We start from the raw sequence: 23,899 nt of genomic DNA on the forward strand, positions 1-23,899 counted from the left end.
CACGCGGACCGGGAACGGTCCCGGGGCCACGCCAATACGGCGTCAGCCAAGGTCAGGCGCATGCATCGCCCGTACGCCCTCAATGTTCCCGTCGAGATAGTGCCGCAGCGAAAGCGGCACAAGGTGCACGGAGGCGATTCCCACCCGGGTGAAAGGGATGCGGACGATCTCGTACTCGCCGGTGGGCTCCTCGATCTCGGGACCGTGGCGCTGTGAGGGATCCATGGATTCCAGGCGGCAGACGAAGAAGTGCTGGACCTTCACACCGGTCGCGCCTTCGTCCTCGCCGATGTGCTCGACGGTGTCGACGAAGCAGGGCACCACATCGGTGATCTTGGCGCCGAGTTCCTCGTGCACCTCACGATGGAGCGCGTCGACGACAGTGGAGTCCTCCGGCTCGACCCCGCCACCGGGCGTCAGCCAGTAGGGATCGACGCCGGGCTTGGTCCGCTTGATCAGGATCAGGTCATCGCCGTCCAGCAGGACGGCACGGGCGGTGCGCTTGACCACGGGTCGGACGGTCATGGGAGAAATGTGGCCCGGTTGGTTCCACGTGAAACATCTCTCTCAGGACCAGTCGGTGGCGGCGTGCAACAACCACTCGTGTGCCCGCGCGATATGCGGCATGGCCAAGGTTCCGGTGCGCACTACCAGGAAGTACGTGCGTAATGGAGGCACCGCCGGTTCGATCAGTGCCACGACTTCCCCGCGCTCCAGGGCCGGTGTGCACAGATAACGAGGCAGCACGGCGAGCCCCGCTCCTGTGGTGGCGCAGGCGAGCACCGCACGCAGGTCCGGGACGATGACAGTGCCCGAGGCAGCCGGTCGGCAGTCAAAGACGGAGGCCCAGTAGCGGGCGACGAGCGGCAGCGACTCGTGCACCTCCACCACGGGGAGGTTCTCCAGCATGGGCGCACCCTTGCGGCGCAGCTTGCCGGAGCCGATCCGGGCGGCCCAGCGGGGGGCGGCGACCAGGACGTGCTCCTCGTCGCAGAGCGGAGTCGCCGTGAGCAGGGCGCCACGCGGACGGGCCGTACTGATGGCCAGATCGTGATGCCCGGCGGCGAGCCCTTCGAGCGTCTCCTCGGCGTTGCCGAAGGAGGCACGCAGCGCGAAGCCCTGGCCGTCGTCTCCGGTCAGCTCGGTGAGCGCGGGCAGAGCGCGTTCGGCGGTGAACTCCGGGGGCCCGGCGAGATGGAGGGTACGTAGGGAGGAGGCCTCGTCGAGCCCGGTTTCGGCGATCTCCACGAGCGCGTCGAGATGCGGAGCGGCCTTGTGGGCAAGCTCGTCGCCGATGGTCGTGGGGGTCACTCCGCGGGCCTGACGCAGGAAGAGGGGGCGCCCCAGCTGCCGTTCCAGGGTGCGGATCTGGGAGGTGACGGCCGGCTGCGAGAGGCCCAGGAGCGCGGCGGCGCGGGTGAAGGAGCCGGCCCGGTGCACGGTCACGAAAGTGCGCAGCAACGCCAGATCCACGGTGCCCCTCCCCTCGCCAGCTCCTCAGAAGCCCCCAACTATAAATAAGTCGATAGGTCTCTGTCGCTACTGTGATTGGACACTGACACAGAGTCAACTAGCCTTGGTCGCGCGGTTCTTCGCGCGCAGAACCGGGACGGTCCGAGCCACGAGGGGGGAGGCTCGGACCGTCCGTCGTACGTAGCGGCGCCACGGATCTGTCGCTTGATCGGCCGCTCGGCGAGCGCTGATCAACTGCTCGGAAAGCGTTTACTCCGCCGACTCGTCGAGAGCGCGCAGCACATCCGCCACCAGGTCCTCCGGATCCTCGGCACCGGCCGAGAAGCGGATGAAGCCCTCCGGGACCGCGTCGCCGCCCCAGCGGCCACGCCGTTCCGCCGTGGACCGCACCCCGCCGAAGCTCGTCGCCTCGTCCACAAGGCGCAGCGCGTGGAGAAAACGGTCGGCACGCGCGCGCGTGGGCAACGAAAACGAAACCACACACCCGTAGCGCCTCATCTGCTGCGCGGCGATCTTGTACGAGGGGTCTCCGGGAAGCCCCGGATAGCGGACCTCGATCTCCTCGGGCCTGTCCCTCAGAGCCTCGGCCAGCGCCAGCGCGTTGGCGTTCTGTCGGTCGACACGCAGTTGGAGCGTGGCGAGGGAGCGATGTGCGAGCCATGCCTCCATGGGGCCCGGAATCGCCCCGGCAATCTTGCGCCAACGTCGTACGGAGGCCATCGAGGAGGCGTCGCCGCCCGCAACGTACCCCAGGAGGATGTCCCCGTGCCCGGTGAGCTGCTTGGTGCCGCTGGCCACGGAGAAGTCGGCGCCCAGGTCCAGTGGGCGCTGCCCGAGCGGCGTCGCCAGGGTGTTGTCGACGGCCACCACACAGCCACGTGCGTGTGCCGTCTCGACGAGCCGCCGCACGTCGCACACGTCGAGCCCCGGGTTCGACGGGGTCTCGAGCCACAGCAGCTTCGCGCCGTCGAGAACCTTGAGCTGGGCGTCGCCGCCGGTCGGCGCGGTGCGCACCTCGATGCCGTACGTCTCGAGTTGCGCGCGGACGAGCGGCAGTGCCTGATAGCCGTCGCTGGGCAGCACGACTGTGTCGCCGGCGCGCAGCTGCGAGAAGAGGACCGCCGAGACGGCTGCCATGCCGGAGGCGAAGACGAGCGTCTCGACGCCGTCCCGACCCGGCGCCTCCAGGTCGCCGATGGCGCGCTCCAGGTGGGTCCAGGTCGGGTTCTCGTCGCGGCCGTAGGTGTAGGGGCCCGTGGGCTCGCCCGGCAGATGGAAGTGGGCGGCGAAGACGGGGCCGGGGAGGGTCGGCTCGTACTTGACGGGCTCGGGCAGCCCCGCTCGTACCGCGCGTGTGCCGTCACCTGCCCCTTCAAGGGAATCGGTCATGCTGCCTGTCCGCCCATTCGTTCCTGAACCGCGGCGAGCAGGCCGGGGCTCGCCGCCTCCACCATCTCAAGGCACTCCTCGAAGCGGTCCGAGCCGCCGTAGTAGGGATCGGGGACGTCGAGGTCGTGGCCTGCGGAAGGGTCGTACGAGCGCAGGAGCCGGACCTTCTCCGCGTCCGCCGGTGTGGGGGCCAGGCGGCGCAGGGCCTGCAGGTGGCCGGCGTCGAGTGCTATGACGAGGTCGAGCCGGGAGAACCAGTCGGCCCGGAACTGACGGGCCGCATGGCCGCTTTCGTAGCCGTTCGTCTCGAGGACGGAGACGGTGCGCGGGTCGGCGCCGTCCCCCTCGTGCCAGCCGCCGGTACCGGCGCTGTCCACCTCGACAAGGCCGTCGAGCCCGGCCTCCGCCACACGCGCGCGGAAGACGGCCTCGGCCATCGGGGAGCGACAGATGTTGCCGGTGCAGACGAAGCAAACGCGATAGGACATCAGGGTCGCTCAGTCCTTGTCGGGGAGGACGACGTTCAGCGCCCAGGAGACGATCGAGATGATCAGGCCGCCCAGGACGGCGGTCCAGAAGCCTTCGACGTGGAAGCTCAGGTCGAGCTTGTCCGCCAGCCACGAGGTGAGCAGCAGCATCAGGGCGTTGACCACCAGGGTGATCAGGCCGAGCGTGAGGATGAACAGGGGGAAGGTGAGTACCTTCACAATCGGCTTGACCAGGAAGTTCACCAGGCCGAAGACCAGCGCCACGAGCAGCAGGGTGCCTATCTCCTTGCCCGTGCTGTCGCCGGTCAGGGTGATCTTGTCGAGCAGCCATACAGCGACTGCCAGGGCGCCGGCGTTGGCGATCGTCTTGACTACGAAATTCTTCATGTGTCTGATCGTGACAGAAGAGATCGCAGACGAGCACTGGCAGAGGCGGACAAGGTCGATGAAGGCATTCCGGCTGGACGAACTGGAGGCGGAGCGCGCCGCCAACGACGGCGCGTATCTCCAGTTCCTGCGTGAGAAGAACATGTCGGTCGGCCTGTACGCGCTGGACGCGGGCGAGCAGGACCCGCAGCAGCCCCACCGCCAGGACGAGGTGTACTTCGTCGTGAGCGGCCGCGCCGCGATCACGGTCGGCATGGAGACGACCCAGGTGGCGCGCGGCAGCGTCGTGTACGTGCCCGCGGGAGTGGCCCACAAGTTCCACCACATCAGCGAGGATCTGCGGGTTCTCGTGGTCTTCTCTCCGCCGGAGAGCTGACGTCCGTCTCAGGGTTCCCTAAGGGAACGGTCAGGGGAGGACAAGGGGTGCGAGGCCCCCGCGGACACCCCTGTCGCCCATAACATCGGAGGCAGGACATTCAAGACCCGTCAGCATTCACAGCGGGCGGACACAGCACTCGGAAACGGGCAGAGAGACAAGGAACTAGGGCGATGCGAGACATCTTCGCGGGGATGCCGTGGTGGGTTAAGTGGGTCGCGGTGCCGGTCATCGCCCTGGTCGTGTTCGGCGGCCTGATAGCGAGCGTCGTCGGCTTCGTGATCGGACTGCTCTTCAAGCTGCTGGTCTTCGTGGCGCTGGTCGGAGGGTTGATCTACGTCGTGCGGAAGTTCATGTCGAGCTCGTCGTCCAGGGGCGACTGGTAGCGGCGTCGCGAGAGGGGACACGGGCCAGTTTGCGCCGGCAACCGGCCGCCGGTAACAGGAATCGATGGTTCCCTCGGCCGAGGGAAGTTTTCCGGACTGGCCGTCTGTGAGCGGTGACGGGCGGTTAAAGTCCGGAATTCGACGCGGGGTTGATCCCCGCGAGCGGCGCACAGACCCCTCCCGTGTTACCCCCGCACGGGCGGCCCCCCTCGCGCTCCGGGAGTGACCCTTGGCCACGGTTGACACCGCACCCGCAGGACCGCACACCCCGTCCGTCGATCCGCACCCCACGACGCTCATCGGATCCGTGCAACGCGCGATGCGCCTCCTGGAGTGCGTCGCCCACCATGAGCACGGTGCGCCCGCCAAGCAACTGGCCAGGGAGGCCGGGCTCGCCCTCCCCACGGCGTACCACCTACTGCGCACCCTCGCCCACGAGGGCTATCTGCGCCGCGAGAAGGGGCTGTTCTTCCTGGGCGAGGCGGCCGAGCTGCTGAGCAGCAGTGGCGCCCAGCAGAAACGTCGCAGCACCGTCTCCGAAGCACTTGCGCAATGGCGCGATTCGATCGGTGTGCCCGTGTACTACGCGGTCTACCGAGCCGGCGAGATCGAGCTCCAGTGCGTCGCCGACACCCCGGGCAATCCGGCTGTCGAAGAGTGGGCCGACTTCCGCGAGACGGGTCACGCCCACGCGATCGGCCAATGCCTGCTGTCCCAGCTCGACGAGGAGGACCGCCGTGACCACCTCGACCGCCATCCCGTGCAGTCCATCACTCCATACACGGTGCGTGACGGCCACGCCCTGCTGCAGCGCCTGCAATCGACGGGACGAATGCAGCCCGTGATCGAGCGTCAGGAGTACGCGCTGGGCACGGTCTGCGCCGCGATTCCGATCACCGCGGGTACTACGGCCGCCACGATGGCCATCTCCCTGCCTTTGCGTCAGGCAGACCGGCTGCTGCCCGCGGCACGGCGGTTGCAGAGCGAGATCGGAAGGCTGCTGGGGACACTCGCCATCTCTATCACCATCTGAAAACTCACTCCTTGTGATCTGGTGTGTACGTTCAGCAAGATGCCAGCAGTCAAGTGGATGATTCCCGGCCAGTCGACGGCAAACGACGGGGTAGGCGATGCGCGAGTCGGTAGTACAGGCAGAGGTCATGATGAGCTTCCTCGTCTCGGAGGAGCTCTCCTTCCGCATCCCGGTGGAGCTGCGCTACGAGACCTGTGATCCCTATGCCGTGCGTCTGACCTTCCACCTGCCCGGTGACGCCCCGGTGACCTGGGCTTTCGGGCGGGAACTGCTGATCGACGGAGTGGGCCGGCCGTGCGGGGACGGCGATGTGCACATTGCCCCCGCCGACACCGAGGGGTTCGGCGACGTACTGATCCGGCTTCAGGTGAGTGGCGATCAGGCGCTGTTCCGCTGCGGTACGGCGCCACTGGTGGCCTTCCTCGACCGCACGGACAGGCTGGTGCCGCTGGGGCAGGAGCGTTCCCTCGCTGACTTCGACACGCACCTCGACGAGGCGTTGGACCGCATCCTGGCGGAGGAGCAGAGCGCGGGATGAGGCGGTACGAAACTCGATGCGGCGCAACGCTTCCACGCCGTACGTCGACCTGCGCGAGCCCCATGCTTCGTGCCTCTGCATCGGCGTGCGGGAGCCCAACGCTTCCTCCACGACACCGTGGATTGCCGTAACGCATCTCCTCGGCCGGCCCCCGAGGCGGGGCGGCTTCAGTGCTTGCGGCGGCGGCCGCTCCCACCGCGCAGCGGTGCCTTGGTGCCTGGCTGAGGCTGCGGCAGGGGCTGTGCCGGGGCCGCGGAACCCGGGCGGTCCGCCGAGACGACCAGAGCCGCGAGAGCCGTGGTGACCGGCACCGAGGCGACCAGTCCGATCGAGCCTACGAGCGTGCGCACGATCTCCTCGGCGACCAACTCACTGTTGGCCACCGTCCCCACGCTGCTCTGCGCGATCGAGAAGAGCAGCAGCAGTGGCAGCGCGGCGCCCGCGTAGGCGAGGACGAGTGTGTTGACGACGGACGCGATGTGGTCGCGGCCGATACGTATACCCGCGCGGTACAGCCCGCGCCAGCCCATCGTTGGGTTTGCCTCGTGCAGTTCCCAGACCGCCGACGTCTGCGTCACCGTCACGTCGTCGAGCACACCGAGCGAACCGATGATGACGCCCGCGAGCAGCAGACCGCTCATGTCGATGGACGGATACAGACCGTGGATCAGACCGGTGTTGTCGTCCGTGTTGCCGGTCAGCGCGGCCCAGCCGATGAACAGCGAGCCGAGCAGCCCGATCAGCAGTAGCGACAGCAGCGTGCCGAGTACCGCCACCGACGTACGGGCCGAGAGCCCATGGCACATGTACAGGGCGATCAGCATGATGGCGCTCGCCCCGACCACCGCTACGACCAGCGGATTCGAGCCCTGGAGGATCGCGGGCAGGATGAAGAACGTCAGGATGAGGAAGCTGACGGCCAGTGCGATCAGCGCCATGACGCCACGCAGGCGGCCCACCACGACCACGGCGAGGGCGAAGATGCCGGCGAGGAGCGCCATGGGGAGCCTGCGGTTCACATCGGTGACCGAGTACTGGAGCTCCTTGGGGGCGTCGGGCGCGTACGCCACGATCACCTCCTGGCCCTGCTTCAGCTGCCGCGAGGAGTCCGGCTGGATGATCTCTGTGAAAGTACGGCCCTTGTCCTTGCCGGTGTCGACGCGGACCGTCGCTTTCTTGCAGGTGCCGGACGCCTGTTGCTGCGCGGATGAGCCCTCGGCGGTCGACGTGTCGCCGGTCGGGGGCACTCCCGATGCGTTCACGGACTTGCAGTCGACCTCGTCGACCTTGGTCACCGTGGCCTGCTGGGTCTGGCGGTCGAAGCCGACACCGGTGCGTTCGTGCCCGGGGGCGCCGCCCGGCCAGAGCACCGCGAGGCCGACGACGACCGCCGCCGCGAAGGGGATCAGCACCGCCGCGATGACCTTGCGCAGGTGCATCGAGACAGGCGTGGCGGGCCCGTGACTGTGCGAGTGGCCGTGACTGCCACCGCCGGGTCCCTCACCGCCGCCGGGTCCGTCGCCTCCGCCACCCGGTCCGGGCCCGTCGCTTCCGTGTCCATGTCCGCCCCCGTGCCCATGGCCGTCGTGGCCGTGTCCGTGTGGGGGTTCGGACGGCGGGCGTGGGGGCTGTTGCATCGTGGTCACCGACCGATCATCGCAAGAACAGCGGAGGCCCACTGTTCACCGCGCCACATCTGACGCTAGCGTGGAGGCACCTTTGCACACGCGGGAGCTCGGAGCACCGGGCTGAGAGGGCGCTGACCTCCGCATCCGCGATGTTTCACGTGGAACATCGCCGGGCGGAAAAATGCTGCGTCGACCGCCGAACCTGTTACCGGGTAATGCCGGCGTAGGGAGTAGGTCTCATGACCAACAAGGACGTACGCACGCCTGCCTCCAGCCAGACGAACGGGGCGGTCGCCCCGGACGACAGCGGTGAGGCGTCTGCCTCACCCGAGAACGGCGAGAGCGGGAAGTCCATCGGCTGGCACAAGGCGTATGTCGAGGGCTCGCGCCCCGACCTGCGGGTGCCGGTCCGTCAGGTGCACCTCACCAACGGCCAGTCGGTCACTCTGTACGACACCTCCGGCCCATACACAGATCCGACCGTCGACACCGACGTACGCAGGGGTCTCGCACCCCTCCGTGAGAACTGGATCATCGCGCGCGGCGACACCGAGGAGTACGCGGGCCGTCCCGTCCGCCCCGAGGACGACGGGATCAAGCACACCTCGCCGCGCGGCGGACTGCGCAACCTCGACGCGGTCTTCCCGGGGCGTCCGCGCCAGCCTCGGCGGAGTCGCGACGGGCAGGCTGTGACGCAACTCGCATACGCCAGGCAGGGCGAGATCACGCCCGAGATGGAGTATGTGGCCGTCCGGGAGAACATTTCGTCCGAAGTCGTACGCGAGGAGATCGCGGCGGGCCGGGCCGTTCTGCCGGCCAACGTCAACCACCCGGAGATCGAGCCGATGATCATCGGCAAGCGGTTCCTGGTGAAGGTCAACGCCAACATCGGGAACTCGGCGGTCACCTCCTCCATCGAGGAGGAGGTCGAGAAGATGACCTGGGCGACCCGCTGGGGGGCCGACACGGTCATGGACCTGTCAACCGGCCGTAACATCCACACGACGCGTGAGTGGGTGCTGCGCAACTCCCCTGTCCCCATCGGTACGGTCCCCCTCTACCAGGCGCTGGAGAAAGTCGACGGCCGCGCCGAGGAGCTGACCTGGGAGATCTACAAGGACACGGTCATCGAGCAGGCTGAGCAGGGCGTGGACTACATGACCGTCCATGCGGGCGTGCGCCTGCCGTACGTGCCGCTCACCGCGAACCGCAAGACCGGCATCGTCTCGCGAGGGGGCTCGATCATGGCCGCCTGGTGCCTGGCGCACCACAAGGAGTCGTTCCTGTACGAGAACTTCGAGGAGCTCTGCGAGGTCCTCGCCGCGTACGACGTCACGTACTCGCTCGGCGACGGTCTGCGGCCCGGGTCGATCGCGGACGCCAACGACCGTGCGCAGTTCGCCGAGTTGGAGACGCTCGGGGAACTCAACAGGATCGCGAAGCGTTTCAACGTACAGACCATGATCGAGGGCCCGGGGCATGTCCCGATGCACAAGATCAAGGAGAACATCGACCTTCAGCAGGAGATCTGTGATGAAGCTCCGTTCTATACGCTCGGCCCGCTGACGACGGACATCGCGCCGGCGTACGACCACATCACCTCCGGCATCGGTGCCGCGATGATCGCCTGGTGGGGCACGGCCATGCTCTGCTACGTCACGCCCAAGGAACACTTGGGCCTGCCCAACCGTGACGACGTCAAGACGGGCGTCATCACCTACAAGATCGCGGCCCATGCAGCGGACCTCGCCAAGGGACACCCGGGCGCACAGGAGTGGGACGACGCGCTGTCGGACGCCCGCTTCGAGTTCCGTTGGGAGGACCAGTTCAACCTGGCCCTGGACCCGGACACCGCCCGTGAGTTCCACGACGAGACGCTCCCGGCCGAACCGGCCAAGACGGCGCACTTCTGCTCCATGTGCGGGCCGAAGTTCTGCTCGATGAAGATCAGTAAAAGCATCACAGAGCAGTTCGGTGGTACGGCGGCTGCGGGTGCGTCGGCTGAGGAGGTCGCTGAGGGGATGCTGCAGAAATCGAAGGAGTTCGCGGCGAGCGGGAACCGGGTCTATCTGCCGCTGGCCGACTGAGAGCAGGAGGTGATGCCCCGAGGGCTGGGGCATCACCTCGCCTGCGACTCGGAAAGGCAGTCCTTCGGCTCTCCGAGCTGGGCAGACTGACCGCATGACAGCCAGATCAATGAGCAAGGGCGCCAACTTCCCCGTCAGTTCTTCCGCGGTGCGTGCCGAGCTCGCTTGGCACAAAGGGCCTGGCGTGCCTGACGCCGATGCCTCGGCACTGCTGCTCACCGCGGAAGGACGCGTTCGTGACGACGGTGACTTCGTCTTCTACAACCAGCCGCAGCATGCGTCCAACGCAGTACGGCACATCGGAAAAAAGACGGTCGCCGGTGTTACGACAGACACCGTTGAAGTGGATCTGCGTTCGTTGGAACCGGCCGTCGAGCGGATCGTGCTGTGTGCGTCGGCTGACGGCGGGACGTTCGGCCAGATGTCCGGACTGATGCTGAGGCTGCTCGACGCCGGGTCGCAGATCGAGCTTGCGCGATTCGGCATGGAGGCCACGACAGAGACGGCGTTCATCGGCGGCGAGCTATATCTGCGGGACGGCCGGTGGAAGTTCCGTGCCGTCGGGCAGGGATACGCTTCCGGGCTCGCCGGGCTGGCCACTGACTTCGGTATCACCGTCGACGATGATTCCTCGGCCACAGCCGCGTCCACTCGGCCGACCGCACCCGTGCCGGAACCGCCCGCCCCGTCGTCCGTGGCACCTACCGGTCCGCGACTGGGCAAGGGCGAGGAACAGCTGCCTGTGGATATGCGCAAGCGCCTGTCTCTGCGCAAGGAGCAGGTGGCGGTCAGTCTGCGAAAGCACGGAGCAGCTGGTGTCACAGCTCGGGTCATCCTGGTCCTCGATGCTTCCGGCTCCATGTCATTCCTGTACTCCAGGGGCGTCGTGGTCGACGTGGTAGAGCGCATGGCCGCCGTTGCCGCGCAGTTGGACGACGACGGTGAGATGCAGGCCTGGACGTTCGCCTCGCAGGCAGCCCGACTGCCTGATCTGCGTTTGGGGGAGCTGCCCGACTGGCTGCGGCTCCACGTCAGAGTCGGCGAACTGAGTCTCTTCCGCCGAAGCAAGAAACCGCGGAGGGGGCTGGAAGCCGGTCAGGTGGACATGCGGGCGGTCGGTATCCAGAACGAGGAACAGAAGGCGCTCGCCCAAGTCCGTGCGTACGTCCGTGAGAACCCGACCGCTGCCCCCACTCTGGTGCTGTTCTTCTCCGATGGAGGCGTCTACCGGAATGCAGCGATCGAGCGGGAGCTTCGGGAAGCGGTAGAGGAACCGATCTTCTGGCAGTTTGTGGGTCTCGGGCGGTCCAACTATGGCGTGCTGGAGCGATTCGACACCCTGCCGGGCCGTCGGGTCGACAACGTCGGATTCTTTGCTGTGGACGACATCACCACAGTCCCCGACCCGGAGCTGTACGACCGGCTTCTGTCCGAGTTCCCGGCCTGGATCGCTGCCGCCGGCCAGGCAGGCATCCTCTGATCCGGCCCTGTTGGGCAGTCGCTGGGGTGCAGTTTTCCTCGGGTTCGCGGCCGCGGGGAATTGGACGCACCTGCCATTGGCGGACTGAGACCGGAGGGCTGCCTGCCGCCTTCTCCGAGGCCTCGATCACGACGGCCGGGGCCTCGCCGGGGACCGCAATGCCCTGCCGCAGGCCATAACGGTAGAGCCAAGATCGCGCTTGGCGTGATCAACATCCCTACTCTGCCTGGCATGGGCGGTCGGCTGGCGAGCCTACGGTCCAGTACGGAGAGCCGCCCGGCCATCCTCGGCGTGAGAACACCAGATGATCATCATCGAACAGAACCACGCGAACCTTGTGACGGACTTCATATTCGCGACGATAGGCCTCTGGAATCGGGCGGAAGACCGATCCGACGACGCTACCTGCTCCGGGCAGGTATGCACGGCTTCTAGCCGGGCCTGGCAGGCGTGCGGCGTGCGGGATCCGGCCGCGGGCTATGGGGCAGGTCTCCAGGCGTGGGCGTGGCCAGGGCGCCGTCGGTACGAGGCCCGCCTTGGTCAGGCCGGCCCCGCATCCGGGCGGGCTAGGAGCAGGGCGCCGTACGCCAGTCGGCGGGATCAGCCGCTTGGGTGCGCCCCGGTCGGTGACACGGTTTCGCCGGGCGCAGTTGCGCGGGATCGACCAGGGCAGCGCTCCGGGCTCCGGTCCGCGGCCTCGTGTCGCGGACCGGGATGCCCGTGCGGCTGTCGTTCCGTCGAGGCGAGGCGTCGGCAGCCCGGGACTTGTCGGCGGCCCTCGCTCCCGCCGGTCTCCCCCTGGGCGGCCTGACCTCGCTCCCCTGCGGAACCCGGCCGGGCTTCGTCGCTGTTCGAAACCGGTCGGTCCTCGCTCCGCAACTGGAAACCGGCCAGGCTTCGCGCCCCTCTGCTCAGCCCCAGCCAGCCCCTGATTCCTGCTCGTACCCGGTCGGTCCTCGTGCCTCCGCTCGGACCCGGCCGCTCTCACCCTGCTGCTCGGACCCGGCGAAGGGCCGGGCCCCGGACCGTCTCAGTCCGGCTGGTGCTCCGGCCCCCCGAAGTCCGGGCTCGAGAAGTCCGGGCTCGAGAAGCTGGGGCGGGAGCCCTCTTCCGGGCCGCCGTCGGGGCTGCTGAAGCCCGGCCGGTTGTAGCCGAGTTGGGGCATTCGGCTGGTCGGCGCCGACGGCTTCCTACGGCTGAGGGCGGCTGTGCCGGGGTCGGCGAGTGCCTCCCTGAGGAACGGCAGGATGCCGCGCTCCAGGAGGGCTTCCCGCCAGGCGTCCCTGGCCCGGGACACTTCCTCGCTGCGTTCGCCGTGCGCGTCTGCGTGGAGTGAGCTCGAACCGTTGCGCAGGGCGGTGAGCAGAAGGCCGACCGCGGCCACCAGGATCGTGGCCGCGGTGATCGCGCCGAAGACCCACCCGGTGGTGAGGAGGGTCTGGGCGATCGCCGGCTCGGGGTCGAGCATTTTCAGGATGTAGCCGACGAGCAGGAAGATCGCCGCAGCCGTGCCGGCCAGGACGGGGGCGAGCACCGCGACGACGGCGGCGGCGCCCGCCCCGGCCGTCTCGGCGACCTCCCCCAGGGTGGTGGCGACCCCCACCGCGCCCGTGGCCGGATCCGTGGAACCGGTAGACCCTTCGCGGACGGGAGGGGTGGACGGCGCCGGCTGGCGCATTTCCTCGCGGACCTTCACATAGTGCTGGTACTCGGTCGCCGCGGCCGCCGAGATGAGAGCGGTGGCGTTGAGCGCCATCGTGCGCAGCTGTTCGGGGTTGAGTCGCTGGCCGACAGCGGCGAGTTCCGGACGGTGTGCTGCGGAGCGCAGCGCCTCATCGAGGATCCGCTCGTACTCTTGGCGGTCCTCGCTCAGCAGGTGCTGCGGAACGCTGTTCATGTGCATCCCCCGATGCTCCGTAGGGCTTGGGGCTCGGCATGCTGACGAGCCGTCGGGCAGAAACGGAGGGGAGCCTGCTACGGATAAGCCGATGGTAGAGCGGCGACGGCACGCGGTGACAGGGGGTTTCCAGAAATTGCCCCTACGTCCGCGCTGTCCTCCACGGGAGGACGCCTGCCCGATGAACGCTCAGCTATCCAGCGGGAGTTGCTGGACCAGCAACTTTCCGGCCATGGTCACGCCGCCGTCCATCGCGATGGCGAGCCCGTCGGCGTACACATGCGGTCCTTCGACCACGGGCCCCGCGGAATCCTCGCCGTCCTCCGACCCGACGTCGCCCAGTAGGTACGGAATGGGGCTGTGACCATGCACGATGCGGGATCCGCCGTACACGTCGAGGAGCTGGTGCACGGCCTGCGCGCCCCCGTCGTCGCGGAACGCGAAGCGCTTGGTGAACTTGCGGAAGAGGTCCCAGCACTCGTCCGCGTCGTTGCGCGTGAGCGTTTCGCGGACGGTGTCGTTGACCGCTTCGGTGGAGTCGCCGTAGTCGAGATAGGCCGTGGTGTCGGAGTGCACCAGGAGGTGCCCGTCCGCCACCTCCATCGCGTCGAGGCGGGACATCCACTGCAGATGATGGTCCTGGAGGCGCTCCATGTCGGTCTTCTGGCCGCCGTTGAGCAGCCAGGCCGCCTGGAAGGTGGCCGTACCCGCCCCGGAGTTGACGGGGGTGTCGCCGAACCGTTTGGCGCCGAGCAGCAGCAGCTCGTGGTTGCCCATCAGCGCCTTGCAGTAGCCGCCGGCCGCCGCGGCCTCCGCGGACAGCCGCATCACGAGATCGATGACGCCGATGCCGTCGGGTCCGCGGTCGGTGAAGTCCCCGAGGAACCACAGCCGCGCGGTCCCTGCCGACCAGCTGCCTTCGATGTCGATGAGCCCTTTTTCGCGCAGCGCGGCGACGAGCTCGTCGAGATAGCCGTGCACGTCGCCGACGACGTACAGCGGCCCCGGCCCTTCGGTGGGCTGGGGGACCGGTCCGGCCTCGGGATCGACCGTCACCTGAAGCGTGTCGCCGCGGTTGATGACGGGCAGATCGCGCTGCGTCGGCGTGTAGCCCTCCGCCTCCTCGGCCGGTCTTGCGACCTCGCCGGGAGGTGTCTGCTGCGCATAGGGATTCTGCCCGCCGTACGGATCGGCGGCCTGGTCGTACACGTCAGCAGATTGCGCGTACGGGCCGGGGGACTGCGCGTACGGACCGGCTTCGTGGACGTACGCCGGTACGCGGAAGTCGCGCACCGTCGGCGTCCGCATCTCGGGTCCCTGACCGGCCCCCTGAGTCATCGACCCCTCCACCACCATCGCGCCGCATCTGCACCGCATCGGACTGCCTGGTCGCAGCGGCCCGCGGTGTCGTCCGCCCATCATAGGAATGCGGATCGCGCCATGTGATGACCCAGGGGTGGTGAATACGAGCGGAACCCCAGTTCATCGTGGTTTTCTCCCGAATTGGGAGGGGCTTTCCCCGCCGGATGTCATCCCTTCTCCGGCGATCGAGGCGGGTTGACGGTCGTGCGCGGCGGCCGCCGCTCGGAAGACGTGCGCACGATCAGCTCCGTCGGTATCACCTGCTGGACCGGTTGGTCTGATTCGACCCCCTCGATCGCGTCGATGAGGAGCTGGACCACGGCCGTGCCGATCCGGCGTGGTTTCAGCGAGAGCGTCGTGATGGGCGGCTCGGTACTGGCGTAGACGGTGGACTCGCTGCAGCACACGAGGAGCAGGTCGTCCGGTACGCGCAGACCGTAACGGCGGGCCGCCGCGAGGAGGTCGGTGCCGTTCGGGTCGAACAGCCCGTACACGGCATCGGGCCGGTCGGGCCGGGCGAGCAGCCGGTCGGCGGCTACCGCTCCCGCACACGGATCGTGCGCGGGATAGGCCTCGTACACCGGATCCTGGCCCACGCGCTCGCACCATCGGAGGTACGCGGTTGTGGACAGGTGCGTGTATGTGTCCGTGGTCGTCCCCGTCAGCAGGCCGATCCTGCGTGCCCCGGCGGCGGCCAGGTGATCGAGGATGCCCAGGACCGCGGCCTCGTGGTCGTTGTCCACCCAGGCGGTCACCGGCAGCGAGCCGGCCGGGCGGCCGTCCGAGACCACCGGTAAGCCCTGGCGGACCAGTTCGCTGACGACCGGGTCGTGGTCGGAGGGGTCGATGACCACCGTCCCGTCCAGGGCCACGTTCGACCACACGTCGTGGCGCGATGTCGCGGGGAGGATGACCAGGGCGTAGCCCCGGGCGAGCGCGGCCGAGGTGGCGGCTCTGGCCATCTCCGCGAAGTACGCGAACTCCGTGAAGGTGAAAGGTTCATCCCCGTACGTCGTCACGGTCAGGCCGATGAGGCCCGACTTGCCGGTACGGAGGGTTCGGGCCGCGGCGGAGGGGCGATAGCCCAGCCGGTCGGCGACCTCGCGGACATGGCGTCGGGTGGCGTCCGGGAGCCGCCCCTTGCCGTTGAGCGCGTCGGACACTGTCGTAATGGAGACTCCCGCGGCCGCGGCCACGTCTCTGATGCCCGCCCGGCCCGGCCTGCCCCCCCGGCGTGAAGTCTCCGACCGGCTCACCTGGTGCTTCCCTGCTGCTGTCATGGCGAGCCGATAGTAGGGCTCATGCGGTGGGGTAGTGCGGACGCATATTCACTCGTTGACAGGCACGTTTCTGCATGGTCATAAACAGTCAATTGCCTTGGAAAACAAGAGAGTTGACCGTTGTGTGGGTGGTACGTCACTTGTCGGCGCGCATGAGCCTGCCAAATCGGCCATGTTTCGAAGAGGTCTCAACTCACCTTCACGAGGGATGCGCGCCACGGCGCGAGCCACCGGCGCGAGCCCCGACAGGGGGCACGCCCCCTCTTTCGTACGCCTTCGTGCGCTGATGCCCGGGAGTGCCTACTCGGTCGGTCCCGAGCCATACGCAGCGGCGCCGAATCCTCTTAAGGTGAGAAGCATTGGAAGCCGGTGATGGTCACGAGGAGGACTGCGGTGAGCGAGACGAGCCCCAAGCTGCGTGCCGAGCTGGAGGGTATCCCCACGTACAAGCCGGGGAAGCCTGCCGCGGTCGCCGGCGGTCCGGTGGCGTACAAGCTGTCCTCCAACGAGAACCCGTATCCGCCGCTGCCGGGCGTGATGGAGACCGTGGCCTCGGCCGTCGGGTCCTTCAACCGCTACCCCGACATGGCGTGTACGGCGCTGATGAGCGAGCTGGCGGACCGGTTCGGGGTGCCGCAGGCCCATCTGGCCACCGGCACGGGTTCGGTGGGCGTCGCCCAGCAGCTGGTGCAGGCGACCTCGGGACCGGGCGACGAGGTGATCTACGCCTGGCGGTCCTTCGAGGCGTACCCGATCATCACCCGGATCAGCGGGGCGACGTCGGTGCCGGTGCCGTTGACGCCGGGGGACGTGCACGATCTCGACGCGATGGCGGACGCGATCACCGACCGGACGCGGCTGATCTTTGTCTGCAACCCCAACAACCCCACGGGTACCGCGGTGCGCCGGGCCGAGCTGGAACGGTTCCTCGACCGGGTGCCGAGCGATGTCCTTGTCGTCCTCGACGAGGCGTACCGGGAGTTCGTCCGGGATCCCGAGGTGCCGGACGGCGTCCACTTCTACCGCGAGCGGCCGAACGTCTGCGTGCTGCGTACGTTTTCCAAGGCGTACGGGCTCGCCGGGCTGCGGGTCGGCTTCGCGATCGCCCATGAGCCGGTGGCGGCGGCGCTGCGCAAGACGGCCGTGCCCTTCGGCGTGAGCCAGCTCGCGCAGGACGCGGCGGTCGCCTCGCTGCAGGCCGAGGACGCACTCCTGGGCCGGGTCGGCTCGCTGGTGTGCGAGCGCACACGCGTGGCCGACGCGCTGCGGGGGCAGGGCTGGACGGTGCCGGACACGCAGGCGAACTTCGTGTGGCTGCGGCTCGGCGAGCGCACGCTCGACTTCGCCGCCGCGTGCGAGCAGGCCGGGGTCGTCGTGCGGCCGTTCGCCGGCGAGGGGGTTCGGGTGACGGTCGGCGAGACCGAGGGGAACGACATCTTCCTGAAGGTGACGGACGGGTTCCGCAAGGAGCTGTAGCCGGCTGATGAGCGGTTCGGGCTCTGGAGCGGTTGGCGGGCGTCCGGGAGGTGGGGGCGGGGTGGGTTAGGTGCGTCGAGGGGAGAGGTCGGGCCCAGGGCGAAGTCTCCTCCGTCACGTTGCCCGCCCCGCCGCATACCCTGGCCAGCCACTTCGCGCCAGAGGTCCAGTCGCGCACTCCTTGGGACCCCCCGCCTGTCAACAGTCGAACGGGTATGCGTCATAATTGCTTGTGAATGTGAACGCGTTCACAAGCGTGTCCCGGTTGATCCCGTGATGTCTGTGACAAGCGGGTCAAACTGCCGCTGTCGCCACGGCGATGTAAGGAGACTGACGACGTGGAATTGGCTCTGGCGCCGGAGACTCTGGCGCGATGGCAATTCGGCATCACCACCGTCTACCACTTCCTCTTCGTCCCCCTCACGATCTCGCTCGCCGCGCTCACCGCGGGCCTGCAGACCGCCTGGGTGCGCACGGAGAAGGAGAAGTACCTCAGAGCGACGAAGTTCTGGGGAAAGCTCTTTCTGATCAACATCGCGATGGGCGTCGTCACTGGCATTGTGCAGGAGTTCCAGTTCGGCATGAACTGGTCCGACTACTCACGCTTCGTCGGTGACGTCTTCGGTGCCCCCCTCGCTTTCGAGGCACTGATCGCCTTCTTCTTCGAGTCCACCTTCATCGGCCTGTGGATCTTCGGCTGGGACAAGCTGCCGAAGAAGATCCACCTGGCCTGCATCTGGATGGTCTCGATCGGCACGATCCTCTCGGCATACTTCATCCTCGCGGCCAACTCCTGGATGCAGCACCCCGTCGGCTACCGGATCAACGAGAAGAAGGGCCGGGCCGAACTCACCGACTTCTGGCTGGTTCTGACCCAGAACACCGCGCTCACCCAGGTCTTCCACACCCTCTCCGCGGCCTTTCTCACGGGTGGCGCCTTCATGGTCGGCATCGCCGCCTTCCACCTGGTCCGCAAGAAGCACATCCCCGTGATGAAGACCTCGCTGCGGCTCGGCCTGGTCACCGTGGTCGTCGGTGGCATGCTCACCGCGATCAGTGGTGACCTCCTCGGCAAGGTCATGTACGAGCAGCAGCCCATGAAGATGGCCGCTGCCGAGGCGCTGTGGGACGGTGAGGCGCCGGCGCCCTTCTCCGTCTTCGCCTACGGCGACGTCGACGCAGGCCACAACAAGGTCGCCATTGAGATCCCGGGACTGCTGTCCTTCCTCGCCAAGGACGACTTCAGCTCGTACGTCCCCGGTATCAACGACGTCAACAAGGCCGAGCAGGAAAAGTACGGGCCCGGCGACTACCGGCCCAACATCGCCGTTGCCTACTGGGGCTTCCGCTGGATGATCGGCTTCGGCATGACGTCCTTCGCCATCGGTCTGGCAGGACTCTGGCTGACCAGGAAGAAGTTCATGCTGCCGCAGCACCTGCGGGTGGGCGACGACGAGGTGCCGCATGTGGTGCTCCTCAAGAACAAGGCGCTCGGTCCGACGCTCACCAAGTGGTACTGGCGCATCGCGATCCTGACCCTGGGTTTCCCGCTGATCGCGAGCTCCTGGGGCTGGATCTTCACCGAGATGGGCCGCCAGCCGTGGGTCGTCTACGGCGTCTTCCAGACCCGCGACGCGGTCTCCCCCGGTGTCTCGCAGGGCGAGATCCTCACCTCGATGATCGTCTTCACGACGCTCTATGCGATCCTCGCCGTCATCGAGGTCAAGCTGCTCGCGAAGTACGTCAAGGCCGGTCCGCCCGAGCTCACCGAGGCCGACCTCAACCCGCCCACGAAGATCGGCGGCGACTCCCGAGACGCCGACAAGCCGATGGCCTTCTCCTACTAGGCCCAGGGAGCTGCTGAGTCATGGAACTTCACGACGTCTGGTTCGTCCTCATCGCCGTCCTGTGGATCGGCTACTTCTTCCTGGAGGGCTTCGACTTCGGGATCGGTGTCCTCACCAAACTGCTCGCCCGGAACCGGGCCGAGAAGCGGGTGTTGATCAACACCATCGGGCCGGTCTGGGACGGCAACGAGGTGTGGCTGCTGTCGGCGGGCGGAGCGACCTTCGCCGCCTTCCCCGAGTGGTACGCCACGCTCTTCTCCGGCTTCTACCTGCCGCTGTTGCTCATCCTGGTCTGCCTGATCGTGCGCGGAGTCGCCTTCGAGTACCGGGCGAAGCGGCCCGAGGAGCAGTGGCAGCGCAACTGGGAGAACGCGATCTTCTGGACCTCGCTCCTCCCGGCGTTCCTGTGGGGGGTGGCCTTCGGCAACATCGTGCGTGGCGTGAAGATCGACCAGGACATGGAGTACGTGGGCAACCTCTGGGACCTGCTCAACCCGTACGCGATCCTGGGCGGCCTGGTGACACTGACGCTGTTCACCTTTCACGGGGCGGTGTTCGCGGCGCTCAAGACCCTCGGTGACATACGGGAGCGGGCGCGGAAGCTGGCTCTCGGACTCGGCCTGGTGACGGCCGCGCTCGCGCTGGTCTTCCTGGGCTGGACCCAGGTCGACAACGGCGACGGCAAGAGCCTGGTCGCGTTGGTCGTGGCGGTGGCAGCGCTGGTCGCGGCGATCGGGGCGAACCAGGTGGGGCGCGAGGGCTGGGCGTTCGCGTTGTCCGGTATCACCATCGTCGCCGCCGTCGCGATGCTCTTCCTGACGCTCTTCCCGAACGTCATGCCGTCCTCGCTCAATGACGAGTGGAACCTGACGGTCACCAACGCCTCGTCGAGCCCGTACACGCTGAAGATCATGACTTGGTGTGCGGGGATCGCGGCGCCGGTCGTCGTGCTCTACCAGGGCTGGACGTACTGGGTGTTCCGCAAGCGGATCGGTACGCAGCACATCGCTGAGGCCGTGCACTGAGATCGCCGCTCACTCGGCCGATGAGTCCGAAGGCATGTTTCACGTGAAACATGCTTGTTGAGAAGATGGTGTGTTTCACGTGAAACGCACCGGCTTGAACCGAGGGTGTGTTTCACGTGAAACCGATCGACCCGCGACTGCTTCGATACGCCCGAGCCACCCGCCTCTTCCTGATGGCGGTCGTCGGCCTGGGGGTTGTCGGGGCAGTGCTGGTCATCGCTCAGGCGATGCTCATCGCCGAAGTGGTGGTCGGAGCCTTCCAGCACGAGTTGACGGTCTCCGAACTCCACGTGCCCCTCTTGCTGTTGGCGGCCGTCGCGGGCGGCCGGGCGCTTGTCTCCTGGCTCACCGAACTCGCCGCACACCGGGCGAGCGCGGCGGTCAAGTCGGAGTTGCGGGGGCGTTTGCTGGAGCGTGCGGGTGCACTGGGGCCGGGGTGGCTGAGCGGGCAGCGGACCGGGTCGCTGGTCGCGCTCGCCACGCGAGGGGTCGACGCCCTGGACGACTACTTCTCGCGCTATCTGCCGCAGTTGGGGCTCGCGGTGGTCGTGCCCGTGGCGGTGCTCGCGCGGATCGTCACCAAGGACTGGGTATCGGCGGCGATCATCGTCGGTACGCTGCCGCTCATCCCGATCTTCATGATGCTCATCGGCTGGGTCACCCAGTCCCAGATGGACCGTCAGTGGCGGCTGCTGTCGCGGCTGTCGGGGCACTTCCTGGACGTGGTCGCCGGACTGCCCACGCTCAAGGTGTTCGGGCGGGCCAAGGCGCAGGCCGAGTCGATCCGGCGGATCACCGGGGAGTACCGGCAGGCGACCATGCGCACCCTCCGCGTCGCCTTCATCTCGTCCTTCGCGCTTGAACTGCTCGCCACGATCTCGGTCGCCCTGGTCGCGGTGACCATCGGAATGCGGCTCGTCCACGGCGAGATGGCTCTGTACGACGGTCTGGTGGTCCTCATCCTCGCGCCCGAGGCGTATCTGCCGCTGCGGCAGGTGGGGGCGCAGTACCACGCGGCGGCCGAAGGGCTGTCCGCCGCCGAGGAAATCTTCGCGGTACTGGAGACACCGGTGCCGGCGTCCGGGAACGAGATCGTGCCGGCCTCCGGCGGGATGCGCTTCGAGGGCGTGACGGTCCGGTATCCCGGGCGGTCCTCGGATGCGGTGTCGGACGTGTCCTTCGCGGTCGAGCCCGGAGAGACCGTGGCGCTCGTCGGACCCAGTGGAGTGGGCAAGTCGACGCTCCTGAACGTGCTGTTGGGCTTCGTGGAGCCCGCGTCGGGGCGGGTGCGCATCGGGGGAGTCGATCTCGCCGACGCCGACCTGGAGCAGTGGCGCTCGCAAGTCGCGTGGGTGCCGCAGCGGCCTCATCTGTACGCCGGGTCCATCGCGGAGAACGTACGGCTGGCGCGGCCGGACGCGGACGACTCCGCGGTGCGGAGGGCCCTGGCCGATGCCGGGGCCCTCGAGTTCGTGGACGCGCTGCCCGACGGGGTGCGGACGGTACTGGGCGAGGATGGTGCCGGGCTGTCCGCCGGGCAGCGCCAAAGACTCGCTCTGGCACGGGCGTTCCTCGCGGACCGGCCGGTGCTGCTGCTCGACGAGCCGACGGCTTCCCTGGACGGGGCGACCGAGGGCGAGGTCGTGAAGGCGGTCCGGCGTCTGGCCGTGGGGCGGACGGTGCTGCTCGTCGTGCATCGGCCGGCGTTGCTGGGCGTGGCGGACCGGGTGGTGCGGCTGGAGCCGGGGGCGCCCGTCGAGGTGTCGGGCTCTGGGCGCTCCGGCGGTGCGGAGGTGCGAGGCTCCGACGTGGTGGCGACGCTGCCATCGGCCGGCGAGGAAGAGGCGCCTCTGCCTCCGGAGAGGCGGGACGGCGTGCTCGCTCGCGTGCGTGCCCTGGCCGGGCCTCGGCGCGGGCGGCTCGTACTGGCACTCCTGCTCGGCAGTCTCGCGCTCGGGAGCGCCGTCGGTCTCATGGCCACGTCCGGGTGGCTGATCTCCAGGGCCTCCCAGCAGCCCCCCGTGCTGTATCTGATGGTCGCCGTGACGGCCACGCGGGCGTTCGGGATCGGGCGGGCCGTCTTCCGGTACGCCGAGCGGCTGGTGTCGCACGACGCCGTGCTGCGGATGCTCGCCGACACCCGGGTCGCCGTGTACCGCCGGCTCGAACGCCTCGCGCCCGCGGGGCTGCGTACCGCCCGGCGCGGTGACCTGCTCTCGCGGCTGGTCGCCGACGTCGACGCGTTGCAGGACTACTGGCTGCGCTGGCTGCTGCCCGCCGGAGCCGGGGTCGTCGTGTGCGCCGGCTCCGTCGGGTTCACCGCCTGGCTGCTGCCCGAGGCCGGGGCCGTCCTCGCCGTCGGCCTGCTGGCGGCCGGGGTGGGCGTCCCGCTGGTGACCGGCGCCGTCGCGCGCCGTGCGGAGCGCCGACTGGCCCCCGCACGCGGTGTTCTGGCGACCCGAGTGGCCGATCTCCTCACCGGGACACCCGAGTTGACGGTCGCGGGTGCCCTGCCCGCACGTACCGCCGAGGCGCGGCGGGCCGACGCCGAACTCACCCGCATCGCCTCGCGCGCCGCCACCGCCACCGCGCTCGGCGACGGACTCACCGCACTCATCTCCGGGCTCACCGTGGCGGCCGCCGCGCTCGTCGGCGCCCAGGCGGTCGCCGACGGACGCCTCAGCGGCGTGACGATGGCCGTCGTCGTCCTCACCCCGCTCGCCGCCTTCGAGGCCGTCCTTGGGCTGCCGCTCGCGGTCCAGTACCGGCAGCGGGTGCGCAAGAGCGCGGAGCGCGTGTACGAGGTACTGGACGCTTCCGAACCGGTGCGCGAACCGGAGCGGCCGCGGGAGGCGTCCGAGTCGCCGTTCCCGCTCGTCGTGAAGGACCTGGCCGCCCGCCACGCCGGGCAGGACCGGGACGCGCTCGCCGGGGTCGACCTGACGCTCGAACGCGGGCGCAGGATTGCCGTCGTCGGGCCGTCCGGGTCCGGAAAGACGACCCTCGCGCAGGTGTTGCTGCGGTTCCTGGACGCGGATGCGGGGGCGTACACGCTGGGTGGCGTGGACGCGTGGGGCATGGACGGTGACGACGTACGGCGGCTGGTCGGACTGTGTGCCCAGGACGCGCACCTCTTCGACAGTTCGGTGCGTGAGAATCTGCTGCTCGCTCGGAAGGGTGCGACCGACGAGGAACTGCGGGATGCACTCGGGCGGGTGCGGCTGCGCGAGTGGGTCGACGGGTTGCCCGACGGGCTCGACACGCTGATCGGGGAGCATGGGGCGCGGCTGTCGGGCGGGCAGCGGCAGCGGCTCGCGTTGGCCCGTGCGCTGCTCGCCGACTTTCCTGTGCTCGTTCTCGACGAGCCCGCGGAACATCTTGATCTGCCGACGGCTGATGCCCTCACCGCTGATCTGCTGGCCGCGACCGAGGGCCGTACGACGCTGTTGATCACGCATCGGCTGGCGGGGCTGGAGGCCGTGGACGAGGTGATCGTGCTCGGGGAGGGCCGTGTCGTGCAGCGGGGGGCGTATGCGGAGCTGGTCGGGGTGGCTGGGCCCGTGCGGGAGATGTCGGAACGGGAGAGCGAGTCGGAGTCGTTGGCCGTCGCGAGGTAGGGCTTCGCGAAGGATGCTGTGCGCTTTCTGTGGGTCGGGTCGTGATGAGGCCGCGGGTTGTGGTGGTCCTACAGGGTGGTCGCGGAACAGGCCCGCCGGCTCTCGGAATCGGCGGCCGGGCTCATGCTTA

General features: G+C 68.4%; 19 protein-coding genes. 10 read left to right on the top strand and 9 right to left on the bottom strand.

The features are described 5' to 3' along the window. Positions 1 to 42: 42 nt before the first annotated feature. The 5 genes from ACTWQR_RS04050 to ACTWQR_RS04070 all read right to left on the bottom strand — a co-directional run bounded on the left by ACTWQR_RS04050 (position 43) and on the right by ACTWQR_RS04070 (position 3,737). The gene (locus ACTWQR_RS04050; protein WP_443225465.1) at positions 43 to 525 is read right to left on the bottom strand and encodes an NUDIX domain-containing protein; all 483 of its coding nucleotides are present in this window, start codon (positions 523 to 525) and stop codon (positions 43 to 45) included. Positions 526 to 567: 42 nt separating this feature from the next. Beyond that, positions 568 to 1,473, bottom strand: a complete 906-nt coding sequence (locus tag ACTWQR_RS04055; protein WP_443225466.1) for a LysR family transcriptional regulator — start codon at positions 1,471 to 1,473, stop codon at positions 568 to 570. A 249-nt stretch (positions 1,474 to 1,722) separates the two neighbouring features. Next, positions 1,723 to 2,862 (bottom strand): cystathionine gamma-lyase, encoded by a 1,140-nt coding sequence (locus ACTWQR_RS04060; RefSeq protein ID WP_443225467.1) that lies wholly within the window; start codon positions 2,860 to 2,862, stop codon positions 1,723 to 1,725. Further along, positions 2,859 to 3,350, bottom strand: a complete 492-nt coding sequence (locus tag ACTWQR_RS04065) for a low molecular weight protein-tyrosine-phosphatase (RefSeq protein WP_443225468.1) — start codon at positions 3,348 to 3,350, stop codon at positions 2,859 to 2,861. Before ACTWQR_RS04065 ends, ACTWQR_RS04060 begins: the two co-directional genes overlap by 4 nt. A 9-nt stretch (positions 3,351 to 3,359) precedes the next feature. After that, a complete protein-coding gene (locus ACTWQR_RS04070) occupies positions 3,360 to 3,737 on the bottom strand; it encodes a phage holin family protein (RefSeq protein ID WP_443225469.1) in 378 nt (125 codons plus the stop codon). Between the two features lie 58 nt (positions 3,738 to 3,795). On the opposite strand from ACTWQR_RS04070, the gene ACTWQR_RS04075 reads away from it, so the two are divergent. The 4 genes from ACTWQR_RS04075 to ACTWQR_RS04090 all read left to right on the top strand — a co-directional run bounded on the left by ACTWQR_RS04075 (position 3,796) and on the right by ACTWQR_RS04090 (position 6,070). Beyond that, positions 3,796 to 4,113, top strand: a complete 318-nt coding sequence (locus tag ACTWQR_RS04075) for a cupin domain-containing protein (protein ID WP_363104539.1) — start codon at positions 3,796 to 3,798, stop codon at positions 4,111 to 4,113. Between the two features lie 173 nt (positions 4,114 to 4,286). Then, entirely contained in the window at positions 4,287 to 4,499 is a 213-nt protein-coding gene (locus ACTWQR_RS04080; RefSeq protein WP_443225470.1) for a DUF5326 family protein, read from the top strand. Positions 4,500 to 4,806: 307 nt separating this feature from the next. Further along, complete coding sequence (locus ACTWQR_RS04085) at positions 4,807 to 5,532, top strand: IclR family transcriptional regulator (protein WP_443225577.1); 726 nt, start codon at positions 4,807 to 4,809, stop codon at positions 5,530 to 5,532. A 97-nt stretch (positions 5,533 to 5,629) separates the two neighbouring features. Next, positions 5,630 to 6,070: an SsgA family sporulation/cell division regulator gene (locus tag ACTWQR_RS04090; RefSeq protein ID WP_443225471.1), complete on the top strand. Its 441-nt coding sequence runs from the start codon at positions 5,630 to 5,632 to the stop codon at positions 6,068 to 6,070. A 167-nt stretch (positions 6,071 to 6,237) separates the two neighbouring features. Here the strand turns inward: ACTWQR_RS04090 and ACTWQR_RS04095 are convergent, their stop codons facing one another. After that, positions 6,238 to 7,716: a YibE/F family protein gene (locus tag ACTWQR_RS04095; protein ID WP_443225472.1), complete on the bottom strand. Its 1,479-nt coding sequence runs from the start codon at positions 7,714 to 7,716 to the stop codon at positions 6,238 to 6,240. Between the two features lie 221 nt (positions 7,717 to 7,937). On the opposite strand from ACTWQR_RS04095, the gene thiC reads away from it, so the two are divergent. Both thiC and ACTWQR_RS04105 read left to right on the top strand, forming a co-directional pair. Further along, positions 7,938 to 9,785 (top strand): phosphomethylpyrimidine synthase ThiC, encoded by a 1,848-nt coding sequence (thiC, locus tag ACTWQR_RS04100; RefSeq protein WP_443225473.1) that lies wholly within the window; start codon positions 7,938 to 7,940, stop codon positions 9,783 to 9,785. 94 nt (positions 9,786 to 9,879) lie between these two features. Next, positions 9,880 to 11,265 carry a VWA domain-containing protein gene (locus ACTWQR_RS04105; RefSeq protein ID WP_443225474.1) on the top strand — a complete coding sequence of 462 codons (1,386 nt, stop codon included), beginning with the start codon at positions 9,880 to 9,882 and terminating at the stop codon, positions 11,263 to 11,265. 1,030 nt (positions 11,266 to 12,295) lie between these two features. Here ACTWQR_RS04105 and ACTWQR_RS04110 read toward each other — a convergent pair. The 3 genes from ACTWQR_RS04110 to ACTWQR_RS04120 form a co-directional block, all read right to left on the bottom strand. Beyond that, positions 12,296 to 13,168 carry a hypothetical protein gene (locus tag ACTWQR_RS04110; RefSeq protein WP_443225475.1) on the bottom strand — a complete coding sequence of 291 codons (873 nt, stop codon included), beginning with the start codon at positions 13,166 to 13,168 and terminating at the stop codon, positions 12,296 to 12,298. 183 nt (positions 13,169 to 13,351) lie between these two features. Continuing rightward, a complete protein-coding gene (locus ACTWQR_RS04115) occupies positions 13,352 to 14,500 on the bottom strand; it encodes a metallophosphoesterase (RefSeq protein ID WP_443225476.1) in 1,149 nt (382 codons plus the stop codon). Between the two features lie 191 nt (positions 14,501 to 14,691). After that, entirely contained in the window at positions 14,692 to 15,804 is a 1,113-nt protein-coding gene (locus ACTWQR_RS04120) for a LacI family DNA-binding transcriptional regulator (RefSeq protein WP_443225477.1), read from the bottom strand. Between the two features lie 393 nt (positions 15,805 to 16,197). Here ACTWQR_RS04120 and hisC point away from each other — a divergent pair, with 393 nt between their 5' ends. From hisC to cydD, 4 genes are all read left to right on the top strand, one after another. Then, positions 16,198 to 17,280 (top strand): histidinol-phosphate transaminase, encoded by a 1,083-nt coding sequence (hisC, locus tag ACTWQR_RS04125; protein WP_443225478.1) that lies wholly within the window; start codon positions 16,198 to 16,200, stop codon positions 17,278 to 17,280. A gap of 338 nt (positions 17,281 to 17,618) precedes the next feature. Continuing rightward, positions 17,619 to 19,127 (top strand): cytochrome ubiquinol oxidase subunit I, encoded by a 1,509-nt coding sequence (locus tag ACTWQR_RS04130; RefSeq protein ID WP_443225479.1) that lies wholly within the window; start codon positions 17,619 to 17,621, stop codon positions 19,125 to 19,127. 20 nt (positions 19,128 to 19,147) lie between these two features. After that, entirely contained in the window at positions 19,148 to 20,152 is a 1,005-nt protein-coding gene (gene cydB / locus ACTWQR_RS04135) for a cytochrome d ubiquinol oxidase subunit II (protein WP_443225480.1), read from the top strand. A gap of 116 nt (positions 20,153 to 20,268) precedes the next feature. Further along, positions 20,269 to 23,769, top strand: a complete 3,501-nt coding sequence (gene cydD / locus ACTWQR_RS04140) for a thiol reductant ABC exporter subunit CydD (RefSeq protein WP_443225481.1) — start codon at positions 20,269 to 20,271, stop codon at positions 23,767 to 23,769. Positions 23,770 to 23,899 lie beyond the last annotated feature (130 nt).

The organism is Streptomyces sp. 2A115 (assembly GCF_052245575.1).
Taxonomy (GTDB): Bacteria; Actinomycetota; Actinomycetes; order Streptomycetales; family Streptomycetaceae; genus Streptomyces.

Bases quoted from the DNA above. Each gene is read 5' to 3' on its own strand.
- ACTWQR_RS04090 (WP_443225471.1), top strand. From the start codon at position 5,630: ATGCGCGAGTCGGTAGTACAGGCAGAGGTCATGATGAGCTTCCTCGTC.
- ACTWQR_RS04070 (WP_443225469.1), bottom strand. From the start codon at position 3,737: ATGAAGAATTTCGTAGTCAAGACGATCGCCAACGCCGGCGCCCTGGCA.
- ACTWQR_RS04120 (WP_443225477.1), bottom strand. From the start codon at position 15,804: ATGACAGCAGCAGGGAAGCACCAGGTGAGCCGGTCGGAGACTTCACGC.
- ACTWQR_RS04105 (WP_443225474.1), top strand. From the start codon at position 9,880: ATGACAGCCAGATCAATGAGCAAGGGCGCCAACTTCCCCGTCAGTTCT.
- ACTWQR_RS04060 (WP_443225467.1), bottom strand. From the start codon at position 2,862: ATGACCGATTCCCTTGAAGGGGCAGGTGACGGCACACGCGCGGTACGA.
- cydB (WP_443225480.1), top strand. From the start codon at position 19,148: ATGGAACTTCACGACGTCTGGTTCGTCCTCATCGCCGTCCTGTGGATC.
- ACTWQR_RS04075 (WP_363104539.1), top strand. From the start codon at position 3,796: ATGAAGGCATTCCGGCTGGACGAACTGGAGGCGGAGCGCGCCGCCAAC.
- ACTWQR_RS04115 (WP_443225476.1), bottom strand. From the start codon at position 14,500: ATGACTCAGGGGGCCGGTCAGGGACCCGAGATGCGGACGCCGACGGTG.
- ACTWQR_RS04110 (WP_443225475.1), bottom strand. From the start codon at position 13,168: ATGCACATGAACAGCGTTCCGCAGCACCTGCTGAGCGAGGACCGCCAA.
- ACTWQR_RS04080 (WP_443225470.1), top strand. From the start codon at position 4,287: ATGCGAGACATCTTCGCGGGGATGCCGTGGTGGGTTAAGTGGGTCGCG.
- ACTWQR_RS04050 (WP_443225465.1), bottom strand. From the start codon at position 525: ATGACCGTCCGACCCGTGGTCAAGCGCACCGCCCGTGCCGTCCTGCTG.
- thiC (WP_443225473.1), top strand. From the start codon at position 7,938: ATGACCAACAAGGACGTACGCACGCCTGCCTCCAGCCAGACGAACGGG.
- ACTWQR_RS04065 (WP_443225468.1), bottom strand. From the start codon at position 3,350: ATGTCCTATCGCGTTTGCTTCGTCTGCACCGGCAACATCTGTCGCTCC.